The sequence below is a fragment of the Bacteroides sp. NSJ-48 genome, from assembly GCF_014287405.1.
In the GTDB taxonomy this organism is placed as follows: domain Bacteria; phylum Bacteroidota; class Bacteroidia; order Bacteroidales; family Bacteroidaceae; genus Bacteroides; species Bacteroides stercoris.
In genome coordinates this window covers 122647-137124 of record NZ_JACOOD010000003.1, presented here as the reverse complement: position 1 = coordinate 137124, position 14478 = coordinate 122647, and the positions used below count along the sequence as shown (strand labels likewise).

The 14478-nt window shown below is 48.3% G+C and carries 9 protein-coding genes; 7 read left to right on the top strand and 2 right to left on the bottom strand.

Annotation, left to right across the window (positions count from 1 at the left end):
* Window positions 1-13 precede the first annotated feature (13 nt).
* The 5 genes from hisC to H8S52_RS02550 all read left to right on the top strand — a co-directional run bounded on the left by hisC (window position 14) and on the right by H8S52_RS02550 (window position 6786).
* On the top strand, window positions 14-1054 hold the full coding sequence (gene hisC, locus H8S52_RS02570; RefSeq protein ID WP_016661364.1) for a histidinol-phosphate transaminase: 1041 nt from the start codon (window positions 14-16) through the stop codon (window positions 1052-1054).
* 11 nt (window positions 1055-1065) lie between these two features.
* Entirely contained in the window at window positions 1066-2214 is a 1149-nt protein-coding gene (gene hisB / locus H8S52_RS02565) for a bifunctional histidinol-phosphatase/imidazoleglycerol-phosphate dehydratase HisB (RefSeq protein ID WP_186909284.1), read from the top strand.
* 146 nt (window positions 2215-2360) lie between these two features.
* Entirely contained in the window at window positions 2361-3848 is a 1488-nt protein-coding gene (locus H8S52_RS02560; protein ID WP_005654798.1) for a TolC family protein, read from the top strand.
* 119 nt (window positions 3849-3967) lie between these two features.
* Window positions 3968-5326 carry a sigma-54 dependent transcriptional regulator gene (locus H8S52_RS02555; protein ID WP_186909283.1) on the top strand — a complete coding sequence of 453 codons (1359 nt, stop codon included), beginning with the start codon at window positions 3968-3970 and terminating at the stop codon, window positions 5324-5326.
* A 146-nt stretch (window positions 5327-5472) separates the two neighbouring features.
* Window positions 5473-6786, top strand: a complete 1314-nt coding sequence (locus tag H8S52_RS02550; protein ID WP_186909282.1) for an ATP-binding protein — start codon at window positions 5473-5475, stop codon at window positions 6784-6786.
* Between the two features lie 13 nt (window positions 6787-6799).
* On the opposite strand, the gene aspD is transcribed toward H8S52_RS02550, so the two are convergent.
* The gene (aspD, locus tag H8S52_RS02545; RefSeq protein WP_186909281.1) at window positions 6800-8419 is read right to left on the bottom strand and encodes an aspartate 4-decarboxylase; all 1620 of its coding nucleotides are present in this window, start codon (window positions 8417-8419) and stop codon (window positions 6800-6802) included.
* Between the two features lie 237 nt (window positions 8420-8656).
* The gene (aspT, locus tag H8S52_RS02540) at window positions 8657-10351 is read right to left on the bottom strand and encodes an aspartate-alanine antiporter (protein ID WP_186909280.1); all 1695 of its coding nucleotides are present in this window, start codon (window positions 10349-10351) and stop codon (window positions 8657-8659) included.
* A 178-nt stretch (window positions 10352-10529) separates the two neighbouring features.
* On the opposite strand from aspT, the gene H8S52_RS02535 reads away from it, so the two are divergent.
* The gene (locus H8S52_RS02535) at window positions 10530-13067 is read left to right on the top strand and encodes a DUF5686 and carboxypeptidase-like regulatory domain-containing protein (protein WP_186909279.1); all 2538 of its coding nucleotides are present in this window, start codon (window positions 10530-10532) and stop codon (window positions 13065-13067) included.
* Window positions 13068-13173: 106 nt separating this feature from the next.
* Window positions 13174-14463, top strand: coding sequence for an inositol-3-phosphate synthase (locus H8S52_RS02530; protein WP_016661357.1), 1290 nt, complete (start codon window positions 13174-13176; stop codon window positions 14461-14463).
* The last annotated feature ends 15 nt before the right edge of the window (window positions 14464-14478 follow it).

Genomic DNA, 14478 nt, shown 5'->3' with positions numbered 1-14478 from the left:
ACTCTTTCTGTCCATGAGAACCTTAGAAGAACTTACCCGACCGAATATCCGGCGTTTGAAACCTTACTCTTCGGCACGCGATGAATATAATGGCGCTGCCGCATCCGTTTTTCTCGATGCAAATGAAAATCCGTACAATATGCCGCACAACCGCTATCCGGACCCGATGCAACGGGAGCTAAAGAAAGAACTGTCGAAGGTAAAGAAAATCTCCCCCGAACGCATATTTCTGGGAAATGGCAGTGATGAGGCAATAGACCTTGTATTTCGCGCTTTTTGCGAACCGCGTATAGACAATGTAGTAGCTATAGACCCTACATACGGCATGTATCAGGTATGTGCCGAAATAAATGATGTGGAGTACCGCAAGGTACTGTTAGACGAGGATTTTCAATTTTCGGCAGATAAGTTGCTGGCGGCTGCGGATGAACATACGAAGCTGATTTTTCTTTGTTCTCCCAATAATCCCACAGGAAACGATTTGCTTCGGAGTGAGATTGAGAAAATCATCCGCGAATTCGACGGGCTGGTGATATTGGATGAGGCTTATAACGATTTTTCAGAGGCGCCTTCTTTTTTGGATGAACTGGACAAATATCCTAATCTGATTGTACTGCAAACTTTCTCCAAAGCATGGGGCTGTGCTGCCATACGTTTGGGCATGGCTTTTGCTTCGCAGGAAATCATTTCGATTTTCAGCAAGATAAAGTATCCTTATAATGTGAACCAGCTGACTCAGAAACAAGCGATGGAGATGTTGTACCGTTATTATGAAATAGAGCGTTGGGTAAAAACATTGAAAGAAGAACGTGAGAATCTGGAAAACGAATTTGTGAAACTGCCTTGTACGGTGAAAATATTTCCTTCGGATGCAAACTTTTTTCTGGTCCGTGTGACGGATGCGGTGAAGATTTATAATTATCTGGTGGCTGAAGGCATCATTGTGCGTAACCGTAACTCCGTATCGCTTTGCGGAAACTGTCTGCGGGTAACGGTAGGTACAAGAAACGAGAATGAGAGGCTGGTTGAGGCGTTGGAGAAATATAAAGTATAAAGTAATAGGGTATGAAGAAAGTACTTTTCATAGATCGTGACGGGACATTGGTTATAGAGCCGCCTGTAGATTATCAATTGGATTCGTTGGAGAAACTGGAGTTTTATCCGAAAGTAATGCGTAATCTTGGTTTTGTCCGTAGCAGGCTGGATTTTGAGTTCGTTATGGTTACCAATCAGGACGGGTTGGGTACGGCATCTTTTCCGGAAGAAACTTTTTGGCCGGCGCATAACCTGATGATGAAGACGTTGGAAGGTGAGGGAATTGCGTTCGATGATATTTGCATAGACCGTAGCATGCCCGAAGACAATGCGCCAACCCGCAAGCCGCGTACCGGTATGCTGACGAAGTATCTCGACAATCCTGAATACGATTTGGCAAATAGTTTTGTGATAGGCGACCGTGCTACGGATGTGGAGTTAGCTAAGAACCTGGGATGCCGTGCTATCCTCTTACAGGAAGATACGAATATGCTGAAACCGAAATCGGCCGGTGGTGAAGCTGCGTGTGAGGGCTTGGAGGACGTCTGTGCTTTGGCAACAAAGGATTGGGATAGGGTTGCTGAATTCCTTTTTGCCGGTGAACGGAAAGCGGAAGTGCGCCGTACTACGAAAGAGACGGATATTTACGTGGCTGTAAATTTAGACGGTAACGGTCATTGTGATATTCATACCGGACTTGGTTTCTTCGATCATATGCTGGAACAGATAGGCAAGCATGGCGGCATGGATTTGACCATTCACGTAAAAGGTGATTTGGAAGTAGACGAGCATCATACGATAGAGGATACCGCCCTCGCTTTGGGCGAGTGCCTGTATCGGGCATTGGGCAGCAAGCGCGGCATCGAACGTTACGGGTATGCACTGCCTATGGACGATTGTCTGTGTCAGGTATGTCTGGATTTTGGCGGACGTCCCTGGCTGGTATGGGATGCCGCGTTCAAACGCGAGAAAATAGGAGAGATGCCTACGGAAATGTTCCTGCACTTCTTTAAGTCATTAAGCGATGCAGCCAGGATGAACCTTAACATCAAGGCGAAAGGGCAGAATGAGCATCATAAGATAGAGGGAATCTTCAAAGCACTGGCAAGAGCCTTGAAGATGGCGGTGAAACGCGATATTTATCACTATGAATTGCCAAGCTCAAAAGGGGTGCTTTAGTGTTTGACTCGGACTGAGTCATTATTAACCGTCCGCAAACGAACAGGGGGAGTGTCCGATTTCGGACACTCCCCCTTGCGTAATACTTTCCTGCCTGCTTGGCACACTCTTTGCTTTTCTGTCAACGACAATTTTAAAGACCGAACATGAAAAAGAATATTTTACTTGCCGCTTGTTTTGGGATATCACTGTTTGCCTCGGCACAGAATGATACTTTGACGCACGAACGTGAAATCACTTTAGCGGAAGCCATTGCACTGGCGCGTACCCAATCTGTAGATGCTGCCGTGGCGCTCAACGAATTGAAGACAGCCTATTGGGAATACCGTACTTTCCGTGCAGACCTGTTGCCCGAAATAAATTTTACGGGAACATTGCCCAATTATAATAAGTCGTACAGCACCTATCAGAATTCGGACGGTTCCTATAGCTTTGTCCGTAACAATACATTGGGGTTGTCCGGTGCACTTTCCATTGACCAGAACATTTGGTTCACAGGCGGTAAGCTGTCGCTGGCTTCTTCTCTCGATTACATCAAGCAGTTGGGTTCCGGCGGCGACAAACAGTTTATGTCCGTACCCGTAAGCCTTGAATTGACGCAACCTATATTCGGCGTGAACAGTTTGAAGTGGAACCGCCGTATCGAACCTGTCCGGTATGCAGAGGCAAAAGCTGCCTTTATTTCGGCAACGGAGCAGGTAACGATGAAGACTATTACTTATTTTTTCGAACTGTTGCTGGCTAAGGAAGCGCTTGCCACAGCGCAGCAAAACAAAGCTAATTCAGACCGCCTTTACGAAGTGGCCATTGCCAAACGGAAAATGGGACAGATTTCGGAAAACGACTTGCTGCAACTCAAGCTGAACTCCCTGCAAGGCAAAGCCGATGTGACTGAAGCCGAAAGCACTTTGAACGCCAAGATGTTTCAGCTACGTTCGTTTCTCGGCGTGTCGGAGAGCGAGGGGCTGAATCCTGTTATACCTGCTTCCGTTCCTGGCATTAAAATGGACTACGACCGTGTTCTGAACAAAGCTTTGGAACGCAACTCGTTTGCCCAGAATATACGTCGCCGCCAGTTAGAAGCCGATTATGAAGTGGCTACGGCACGTGGAAATTTAAGGAGTATAGACCTGTTTGCCAGCGTTGGCTATACCGGACAAAACTATGAGTTCTCATCTGCCTATCAGGATTTGCTGGACAATCAGATTGTCAAGGTCGGTGTAAAAATACCTATCCTCGATTGGGGCAAACGTCGCGGCAAGGTGAGGGTAGCCAAGAGCAACCGCGAAGTGGTACTTTCCAAAATCCGACAGGAACAAATGGACTTCAATCAGGACATTTTCCTGCTGGTGGCAAACTTCAACAACCAAGCCCAGCAGTTGGAAATAGCCGAAGAGGCGGACCAGATAGCCGAAAAACGTTACAAGACCAGTGTAGAGACTTTTATGATTGGTAAAATAAGTACCCTTGACCTCAACGATGCGCAGAATTCCAAAGACGAAGCCCGGCAAAAGCACATCTCCGAACTTTATTATTATTGGTATTACTTCTATCAACTCCGTAGCCTGACCCTTTGGGATTTTGAACGGAACATGGAGTTGGAAGCCGACTTTGAAGATATAATCAAAGGCTGATGCCGGTGGAAATTATGCCGATTTGTACGATTATAAAGGAAATAACAAAAAAATGGTGCAAATCTGTATGACCTGTGGCGAAAAAACTTACTTTTGCAAGTAACAAACTACAAAATACTATGATACTGATAGTCGATGATGATAGTGCCGTACGTTCTTCACTTAGTTTTATGCTGAAGCGTGCCGGTTATGAGGTAAAAACAGCACCGGGACCCCGTGAGGCGATGGATATAGTTCGTGCAGAATCTCCCGCACTGATATTGATGGATATGAACTTTACACTTTCCACTACCGGAGAGGAGGGGCTTACGCTGTTGAAGCAGGTAAAGGTCTTCCGTCCCGATGTTCCCGTTATACTGATGACGGCATGGGGAAGCATCCAACTTGCCGTGCAGGGGATGCAGGCGGGGGCTTTTGATTTTATTACCAAACCGTGGAACAATGCCGCCCTTTTGCAGCGTATCGAAACCGCCTTGGAACTGAGCGCCGCTCCGAAAGAAGTGCCGGAAGAGCAGGCGGAGGGTTTGAACCGCAGTCACATCATCGGAAAATCGCAAGGACTGATGGAGGTGCTGAATACCGTAGCCCGCATAGCCCGTACCAACGCTTCCGTACTCATTACCGGCGAGAGTGGTACAGGTAAGGAACTGATAGCCGAAGCTATCCATATCAACAGTCAGCGCACCAGACAGCCTTTTGTGAAAGTCAATCTCGGCGGTATCTCGCAGAGTCTGTTCGAGAGCGAGATGTTCGGTCATAAGAAGGGCGCTTTTACCGATGCAAGTGCCGACCGTATAGGGCGTTTTGAACTGGCAAACAAAGGAACTATCTTTCTGGACGAAATAGGCGACTTGGATTTGTCCTGCCAGGTTAAACTATTGCGTGTGCTTCAGGACCAGACGTTTGAGGTGCTGGGCGACAGCCGCCCGCGTAAAGTGGATGTGCGTATTGTCTCCGCCACCAATGCCGATTTGCGCAAAATGGTTGCCGAACGCACATTCCGCGAAGACCTTTTCTACCGTATCAATCTGATAACCGTAAAACTGCCCGCCTTGCGCGAACGCCGTGAGGATATTCCCCTGTTGGCACGTCACTTTGCCGACCGTCAGGCTGCCGTAAACGGCTTGCCGCGTACCGAATTTTCAGCGGATGCGCTGAACTTCCTTTCCCGTCTGCCTTATTCGGGTAATATCCGCGAATTGAAAAACCTGGTGGAGCGTACCATTCTTGTCAGTGGAAAACAAACCCTGGATGCTTCTGATTTTGAATCGCAGTACCAACGTCACGACGAACCTGCAAAAGCCGCAGATGGCACTTCCTTTGCCGGCATGACGCTGGATGAGATAGAACGGCAAACTATCCTGCAAGCCTTAGAACAGCATAAAGGCAATCTCAGTCAGGTTGCATTGGCACTGGGCATCAGCAGGGCTGCTCTATACAGACGGCTGGAAAAATATAAAATAGCGATTAGTGATTAGCGATAAGTGTTTAGTCATTTAAATCTTGACCGTTAGTCGTCGCTTACCAGCCCCTAATCGTTAATCACTACCCGCTAATCATTAACCCCTAACCCCTAATCGCTAATCGTTAATCGTTAATCACTAACCCCTAATCCCTACCTCACGTGCGTATTAAATTTTATTTTTTTATTCTTGTATTGTTTTTGCTTGGGCTGGGTGGAGCGTTGATATATCTGGCAGGCAAAATGCAGACCACGCATCTATATGTTGTGGAGGGTATTATTGTATTCATACTGCTTTATCTGGCGGTGTTCTATCGTAAGATTGTCAAGCCGATGAGTACGATAGGAAGCGGTATGGAGTTGTTGCGCGAGCAGGATTTCAGCAGCCGGCTCAGCTGGGTGGGACAGTATGAGGCCGACCGTATCGTGAACGTTTTCAACCGTATGATGGAACAACTCAAGAATGAGCGTTTGCGTATGCGCGAGCAGAATCATTTTCTTGATTTGCTGATTCAGGCATCGCCTATGGGGGTTGTCATTATGACGTTGGACGGTGAGGTGTCACAACTCAATCCGATGGCTGTAAAGATGCTGGGCGTTCGTCTGGAAGAGGCGCAGAACAGGAAACTGGATAAAATTGATTCGCCTTTGGCGGAAGAGCTGGCATCCATTCCTAAAGAAACGACTTCCGTGGTGCGGTTGAACGATGCGAATATCTACAAATGTACCCATTCTTCGTTTATAGACAGAGGGTTCAAGCATCCTTTCTTCCTGATAGAGCGCATGACGGATGAAGTGATGAAAGCGGAAAAGCGTGCATACGAAAAGGTTATCCGTATGATTGCCCACGAGGTGAACAATACCACTGCTGGCATTACCTCTACCTTGGATACGGTGGAGCAGGCGCTTTCTACGGAAGAAAATATGGAAGACATTTGCGAGGTGATGCGCGTGTGTACGGAGCGCTGTTTCTCTATGAGCCGTTTCATTACCCGCTTTGCCGATGTGGTGAAGATTCCCGAACCTACGGTAGCGCAGGTTCAACTGAACGAATTGGTATCCATGTGCAAGCGTTTTATGGAGGGAATGTGCAATGACCGTAACATTATTCTCCGCTTGGAATGCGACCCCGAAGTAGGGCAGGTGCGTCTGGATGCTTCGCTGTTCGAGCAGGTTTTGGTAAATATCATTAAGAATGCTGCCGAAAGTATAGAGAGCGCCGGAGAAGCGGCAGGCAAGCAGGGCGAAATAACGGTAAGGACCACTGCCCCCGCTCTTATAGAAATCGTAGACAATGGTCCCGGAATCAGCAAAGAGACCGAAGCTAAACTCTTCAGTCCCTTCTTCTCCACCAAGCCGAACGGGCAGGGGATTGGCCTGGTGTTTATCAGGGAAGTGCTGAGCCGTCACGGTTGTGCATTCTCCCTGCGCACATACAATGACGGATTGACCCGCTTCCGAATCTTGTTTAATTGAGAATTCCCAATTCTCAACTTCTGATTTTCCTCCATTCTTCCGCGTACTCATCCAATATCCGCTTGATTCCCTGGCCGATTGTAACATAATCGCTCTCGTTCAGATTGGCAAGGGAAGCACGTACGCTCCATTCGGGCCCGTCGAAGCCGCCACCGTTCAGAAGCACTAAAGATGTTTCCTGAGCAAGGCGGAATACTACGTTCAGCGGACTGTACGTTTTTTTGAGGTATTCCACAAATTTATCTCCATAGAACTTTTCGGCCCATACCAGCATGTCGATTTCCGTATAATAGCCTACCCGTAAAGGGTCTTCCACTAACGTAAACCCGGTATTGTCCCAAAGAGCCTGCAAGCGGCGCCGGATAATTTCCTGCATTTTCTGCTTGTAGCTGTTCTCTTTGTCCAGCAGGGCAAAGGCGGCGAATAAGCTCATCTGCATCTGTTGAGGCAATGAAAGTCCTGCCGTATGGTTCAAGGCTATCTGACGGCTGTCCGCTACCATGCGGTCTATGAACTTCAATTTTTGGGGATGCAGGGTCAGCGTGGCATAGCGGCGGTTGAGGGCTTCGCGCTTCTCTTTCGGCAATCGGGATATTTGTCTGTCGAATACATTGTATTCGTGCAGCGCTATGACGGCATTGCGCCAGCCGGTAGCGCCGAAATACTTGGAGAAAGAGTATACGCAAAGCGTATTGTACGGAATTTCTGCCATGAACGAGCGGAAATGCGGGCTGAAAGTACCGTACACATCGTCCGTAATAATCATCAGGTTGGGATTGTCTTCCTTTACGATGTTTACGATGCGCGCCATTGTTTCGGGGCTGAGCGTATAGCTGGGCGGGTTGCTCGGGTTGGTGACAAACAAAGCCTTTATGGCCGGATTTTTCAGCCGGTCTATATCCTCGTCACTGTATTGCCACAGATGCAGCCCGTCTTTGCTCATGCGGTTGGCATGCAACTCGGTCACCTTGAACCGGTAACGGTCCAGTTGGGGAATTTCTATATAAGGTGTAAAGGCGGGAACCATGAGGGCGATGCCGTCGCCTTTGTCCAGCAGGAAATTCTCTTGCAGCGAATCGAAGATGTAACACATGGCAGCCGTTCCGCCTTCGGTGGCAAACAGGTCGAAAGCTCCGCGAGGCGGACGGTTGTCGCACATTTCCTGATTCAGGTAGTCGCATACCAGCATTTCGGTGAATTGCAGGATGCGGTCGGGCACAGGATATTGGTTGCCTATGACGCTTTCCGCCCATTCGTGTACGAGGCTGTCGGGGTCTACGGCATGCTGCATCAGCATGTAGTGGTAGGTTTGTTCCAGCAGTTTGGCTCCGGGCTGGTAGGTATTGCTTTTGAGGAATTGCTCAAAGCGGGCGGCAATACCTTGTTTTTGGGGGATGCCGGCGATGCCTTCGGGGAGAAACATGACGTGACGGCATTCTTCCAATCCGAATTTTCCCAGAAGGAAAAAGGCTTCGCGTGGAGTGGTTGCAATCCAGTTGGGATTACCGCGCCCGGCGTTCAACATGGTACGGGCGGTCTTTTTCAGGCTTTCATCTGCCATGTCGATAAGACGGTTTTTCAGTTCAAAGGGACTGATATTCTCCATCTTCTTTTCTAAAAGTTTTGTATCCATATAATCTGAAGTTTAGTTTTTAAAAAGCGTTATAATAAAAGTGACAGTCAGCATAAACTAATTCCAGGTATGCTAAAATCTATTCGTCCGATAATTGTTTTCAATTCGTCCGACAGCTGTTGAATTATCGTCCGACAATTGTTGAATTTTCGTCCGACAGCTGTCGGACGGAAAGATTTTAGTAAGCTTGAAAACAGTTTTTACTTATTAGGTAATCTGCTTTAAGCCTTCAGGGCATTAAACCAGCAGGACGATAACCACTCCCCATATAATCAGCAGGGTGTTGCCTACGGCATACGTCACGGTATAACCCAGCGCAGGCGTTTCACTCTCTACGGCATCCTGTATGGCTCCGAGGGCTGCCGTAGTGGTCCTTGCGCCCGCACAACATCCCAATGCGATGGCCGGATGAAACTTGAACAGATACCTGGCAAGCAACAACCCGATAATCAGTGGGAAAGTGGTGGCTGCTGCGCCTACAAGGAACAGGCTGATACCCACATCGTGAAATCCCTGTACAAAACCGGGACCTGCCGATATGCCTACTACGGCGATAAACATGTTCAGCCCTACATTGTTCAGTACCCATTGCGACGGTTCGGGAATGCGTCCGAAAGTGGGATGCTTGCTGCGCAGCCAGCCGAAGAGCAATCCCGCTATCAGCGCTCCGCCACTGGTGCTCAGGCTGATTGGTACGCCGCCGATGTGGACGGATAGTGCACCGAACAACCCGCCTACAAGGATGCCGAGCCCTACGAAAATCATATCAGTCTGATTGGTAGGACGGTCTATATAGCCCAAACGTCTGGCGGCTGTTTCCACTTCCTGCCTGGTTCCCACTACCTCTACCACGTCGCCGGCATCTACGGTGGTCTGCGCCATGACGGGGATGTCGATGCCCGCACGCCTGATGCTGCGGATACTGACACCGTGCATGAACTTCTCGTTGCGGATGGCCGAAACGGTCTTTCCGGCAAAGGTCTTTTTGGTAATCATGACGGGCAGTTTTTCTGCGGGGAAGTCCAATAGCTGCTGGTCTTGTATTTCAGGTCCTATCCAATCCTCTTCGCCGATAACGTATTCCCGGCGTCCGCTTAGTACGACTTCATCCCCTATTTCCAGTTGCACGTTGGGGCTGACCTCGCGGATAATGCCTGCCTTGCGTATCCGTTCCACAAACAGACGCTTGTCCTGTTGCTGGAAGTACACTTCAAGGTCTATGACCCTTTTCCCGTTTTTGAACCATTCGTTTTCGATGCGATAGGCGCGGAAAGTGACGGGGCGTGCGGCATGAATGAAGCCGGGTTCGTCTGCCTGAGAGTTGCCCATACGGACTTCCAAATCCTTGCAGGCGGCTTTCACCTTATCCAGTCCGCCCAGCATTTTCGGTCCGATGGACGATAGCACCCAAGCCGAGCCGGCGGTACCGAAAATGTAGGTTACGGCATAGGATACGGGGATGATGTTGACGTAGCTCTGCCGTTGCGCTTCGTCCAGTCCCATGTTTGCCATTGTATCTTCGGCCACGCCGATGACGGCCGATATGGTTTGTGAGCCGGCAAGCAATCCGGCGGCTTCTCCCATGTTATATCCCATGAGCAGGGCAAGCAGCCAGGTTACTCCCAAAACAGATACGCACATCAGCACCGCAAAAGCCACTTGGGGCAATCCGTCTTTTTTCAGTCCGCGAAAGAACTGCGGGCCTACCTTGTAGCCTACGGCAAACAGAAACAGCAAGAAAAACACTGACTTGACCGGGCCGGGTACGGCAATATTCAGTTGTCCTACCACTACGCCTACCAATAACACGCTGGTGACGGTTCCTAAAGTAAACTTGCCGATACGCAGCTTACCCAGCCAGAACCCCAGAAAAATGGTGAGGAAAATGGCTAATTCGGGACGTTCTCTGAGTTGGTTGAAAATCCATTCCATAATTAAGTATTTAGGTCGGTTTGTACGTCTTTTGTAAGTCGTATTCGCTATACAACGGGTTTTAACGGGAAGTGTTTTGAATAAAAGTGGTTTTTTAGAACATTTATTCCGCAAAACCGGACTTTTAGAAAAAGTTTTCTTCCGTACCTTTGCGCACTGAATGATAGATGGGTAAGGTATGAGGTTGTTTATTAGGGTATTTCTGCTGTTGCAGATAATTGCACTTCCTGTGAGGGCGCAATATATAGTGCAAGGTGTTGTCACGGATTCGCTGACACGGGAGCCGTTGCCATATACCTCGGTCTATCTGAAAGGAACCACAGAGGGGGGGATGACTGATGACAAGGGGGTATTTTCCTTCAAGACCTATCGCCCGGAAGCACGGCTGGTAATCTCGGCCGTGGGCTATAATGAATACATCCGGCTGATTCATCCGGCACGCGGGGAGCGTATAAAAGTGGCGCTTGCCCCCACCACTTATGCCCTGAATGAAGTGGTGGTGAAACCGAAACGCGAGCGCTACAAGAAGAAAAACAATCCGGCTGTGGAGTTTGTGCGGAAGATGATAGAGCACCGGGATGATTATTCTCCGGATGAGCGCGACTTCTGGCAGCGCGAGCGTTATGAGAAAATGACGTTTGCCATTAACAACTTTGACAGTGTGAAGCAGCAGAAGTGGCTGTACCGCAAGTTCAAGTTCCTGACCGATTATGTGGATACTTCCGCCGTGACGGGAAAACCGGTACTGGCGGTGTCCAACCGCGAGTTGCTGGCTACGGATTATTACCGTAAGTCGCCGCACAGCGAAAAGCAATGGGTGAAGGCGCGGCGGCAGGCGGGAGTGGACGAAATGCTGTCACAGCAGGGGATGGAGCAGGCCATCAGCGTTACTATGACGGACGTGGATATTTATCAGAACAACATAACGCTGTTTACCAATAAGTTTGTCAGTCCGTTATCTTCTTTAGGCCCTTCGTTCTACAAATACTATCTGATGGATACGCTGACCGTTGCCGGAAAGCCTTGCGTGGACTTGACTTTCGTACCTTTCAACTCCGAGTCGTTCGGCTTTACGGGGCATCTGTACGTCATGCTGGACAGTACGTATTTCGTGCGTCGCGTAGTGATGAACTTTCCTCAGAAAATCAATCTGAACTTTGTGGATTACATGAAGATAGAACAGGACTTCGACCGTGCGGAAGACGGTACAAGGCAACTTATGAATGAAAGTATCACGACGGAATTCAAATTGGTGGACAACAGCGACGGCATCTATGCCAAACGGGATGTTTATTACCAGAATTATGCTTACGAACCCACCGCCGATGCCTTGCAGGCGTTCCGAAAACCCGAGAAGGTGATTGAGGGTATGGACTCTTCCGCTCATTCAGATGCTTACTGGGATGCCAACCGCCTTGCGGAAGTGAGTAAGAAAGAGACTTCCGTAGACAAGATGATGGCGCAACTGCGTAGTTATCCGGTTTATTATTGGACGGAGAAGGTGCTGAAGGTGCTGTTTACCGGATATATTCCCGCACCTAAGGAGAAAGCTCCTTTGTTCTATATCGGTATGATGAACACCACCATCAGCGGTAATGCGCTGGAAGGAGTGCGTGTGCGTGCCGGTGGGATGACAACGGCATGGCTTAATCCGCATTTGTTCGGCAGGGGATATGTGGCGTACGGTTTCCGCGACGAACGTGTGAAGGGGTTGGCGGAACTGGAATATTCTTTCCATAGGAAAAAGGAATATGCCAATGAGTTTCCGATTCATTCGCTCAAATTCCGTTATTTGTCCGATGTCAACCAGTATGGGCAACATTATCTCTATACCAGTCAGGATAACGTTTTTTTGGCGTTGAAACGCCAGAAGGACGACCGTATCGGCTATCAGCGGAAAGCGGAACTGACGTATACGAACGAGTTTCATTCGGGCTTCTCCTTTCAAGTAACCACACGTCTGCGGAAAGATGAATCTTCGCATCTCATTCCTTTCATCAGGCAGGATGAAGATAAGTCGTTTGTAAAAAGTATTTCGACCAGTGAACTGGAACTTAAACTGCGTTATGCTCCTAATGAGAAGTTCTTTCAGACACAGTGGAATCGTTTTCCGGTATCTTTGGATGCTCCGGTATTTACGCTGACGCATACCATGGCCACCAAAGGAGTGCTGGGTGGAGACTATACCTATCATTATACGGAGGCAGGATTTCAGAAACGTTTCTGGTTCTCGGCTTTCGGCTATACGGACGTCATACTGAAAGCCGGTAAGGTGTGGAATAAAGTTCCTTTTCCGCTGCTTATCATTCCCAATGCCAACTTGTCCTATACCATTCAGCCGGAGTCTTACTCGCTGATGAATGCAATGGAATTTATGAACGATGAATATGCCTCGTGGGATGTGACTTATTTTTTGAACGGTTTTCTCTTCAACCGTATTCCGTTGTTGAAAAAATTGAAATGGCGCGAAGTGTTGTCCTGTCGGGGAATTTATGGAAATCTGAGCGACAAGAACAATCCGGAATTCAGTGAAGGGTTGTTTGCCTTTCCGGTAGGAAGCACTACTATGGGACACACTCCGTACGTGGAGGTAGGGGTAGGCATTGAGAACATTTTGAAAGTGCTCCGGGTGGATTATGTATGGCGTTTGACTTACCGCGATTTACCGAATATAGATAAATCCGGGCTTAGAATCAGTCTGCACATGACATTTTAACTTAAATCTTACTAACAGAGCATTAAATCGGATAAAAAGACTAATCTATATTGGGTAAAATACCCTAAATTTGAGCAATTTTTTAAACTAAAATAATTCAATGGCAATGAAAGAAAACATTAAGCCGGCAACCGGTCGTTTAGGCGTACTGGTAGTCGGAGTAGGTGGTGCGGTTGCAACCACTATGATTACAGGTACATTAGCAGCCCGTAAGGGGTTGGCAAAAGCTATAGGCTCAATCGCACAAATGGCTACTATGCGTATGCAGGACGGCAAAGAACATCTGATTAAGGATATAGTGCCTTTGGTTGATTTGAACGACATCGTCTTCGGCGGTTGGGACATTTTCGCTGATGATGCGTATGAAGCTGCAATGTATGCAGAGGTTTTGAAGGAAAAGGACTTGAACCTCGTAAAAGATGAGTTGAAGGCCATCAAACCTATGCCTGCCGCTTTTGACCACAATTTTGCAAAACGTCTGAACGGTACGCACATCAAGAATGCAGCTACACGTTGGGACATGGTAGAGCAGTTGCGTGAGGATATCCGCACTTTCAAGGCAAACAACAATTGCGACCGTATCGCCGTGTTGTGGGCTGCAAGTACTGAAATTTATGTTCCTCTGGCAGAAGAGCACAAGTCGCTCGCTGCTTTGGAAAAGGCAATGAAGGAAAACAATACGGAAGTTATTTCTCCGAGCATGTGCTACGCTTACGCTGCAATCGCAGAAGGTGCTCCGTTCATCATGGGTGCTCCTAACCTGTGCGTAGATACTCCGGCTATGTGGGAATTCTCCAAGAAGATGAATGTGCCTATTGCCGGTAAAGACTTCAAGAGCGGTCAGACTTTGATGAAGACTGTACTTGCTCCGATGTTCAAGACCCGTATGCTGGGTGTAAGCGGATGGTTCTCTACCAATATCTTGGGTAATCGTGACGGTGAAGTGCTTGACCAACCGGAAAACTTCAAGACCAAAGAAGTCAGCAAGCTGTCCGTTATCGACAATATCTTCGAACCCGAAAAATTCCCCGATTTGTACGGTGATGTATATCACAAAGTACGTATCAACTATTACCCGCCCCGTAAGGACAACAAGGAGGCATGGGATAATATCGATATCTTCGGCTGGATGGGTTATCCGATGGAAATCAAGGTTAACTTCCTGTGCCGCGACTCTATCCTGGCAGCTCCTATCGCACTCGACCTAGTTATCTTCAGTGACCTCGCTCTGCGTGCCGGTATGTGCGGTATCCAGACTTGGCTGTCATTCTTCTGCAAGAGCCCGATGCACGACTTTGAACACGAACCGGTACATGACTTGTTCCAACAATGGAGAATGGTGAAGGAAACCCTGCGTAATATGGTAGGCGAAACTGCACCGAGCTATTTGGACTAAAATAAGAAAACGGTA

Excerpts from the sequence above, each read along its gene's own strand:
- H8S52_RS02530 (WP_016661357.1), top strand. The coding sequence starts at position 13,174 with ATGAAAGAAAACATTAAGCCGGCAACCGGTCGTTTAGGCGTACTGGTA.
- H8S52_RS02535 (WP_186909279.1), top strand. The coding sequence starts at position 10,530 with ATGAGGTTGTTTATTAGGGTATTTCTGCTGTTGCAGATAATTGCACTT.
- aspD (WP_186909281.1), bottom strand. The coding sequence starts at position 8,419 with ATGGATACAAAACTTTTAGAAAAGAAGATGGAGAATATCAGTCCCTTT.
- aspT (WP_186909280.1), bottom strand. The coding sequence starts at position 10,351 with ATGGAATGGATTTTCAACCAACTCAGAGAACGTCCCGAATTAGCCATT.
- H8S52_RS02560 (WP_005654798.1), top strand. The coding sequence starts at position 2,361 with ATGAAAAAGAATATTTTACTTGCCGCTTGTTTTGGGATATCACTGTTT.
- H8S52_RS02555 (WP_186909283.1), top strand. The coding sequence starts at position 3,968 with ATGATACTGATAGTCGATGATGATAGTGCCGTACGTTCTTCACTTAGT.
- hisB (WP_186909284.1), top strand. The coding sequence starts at position 1,066 with ATGAAGAAAGTACTTTTCATAGATCGTGACGGGACATTGGTTATAGAG.
- hisC (WP_016661364.1), top strand. The coding sequence starts at position 14 with ATGAGAACCTTAGAAGAACTTACCCGACCGAATATCCGGCGTTTGAAA.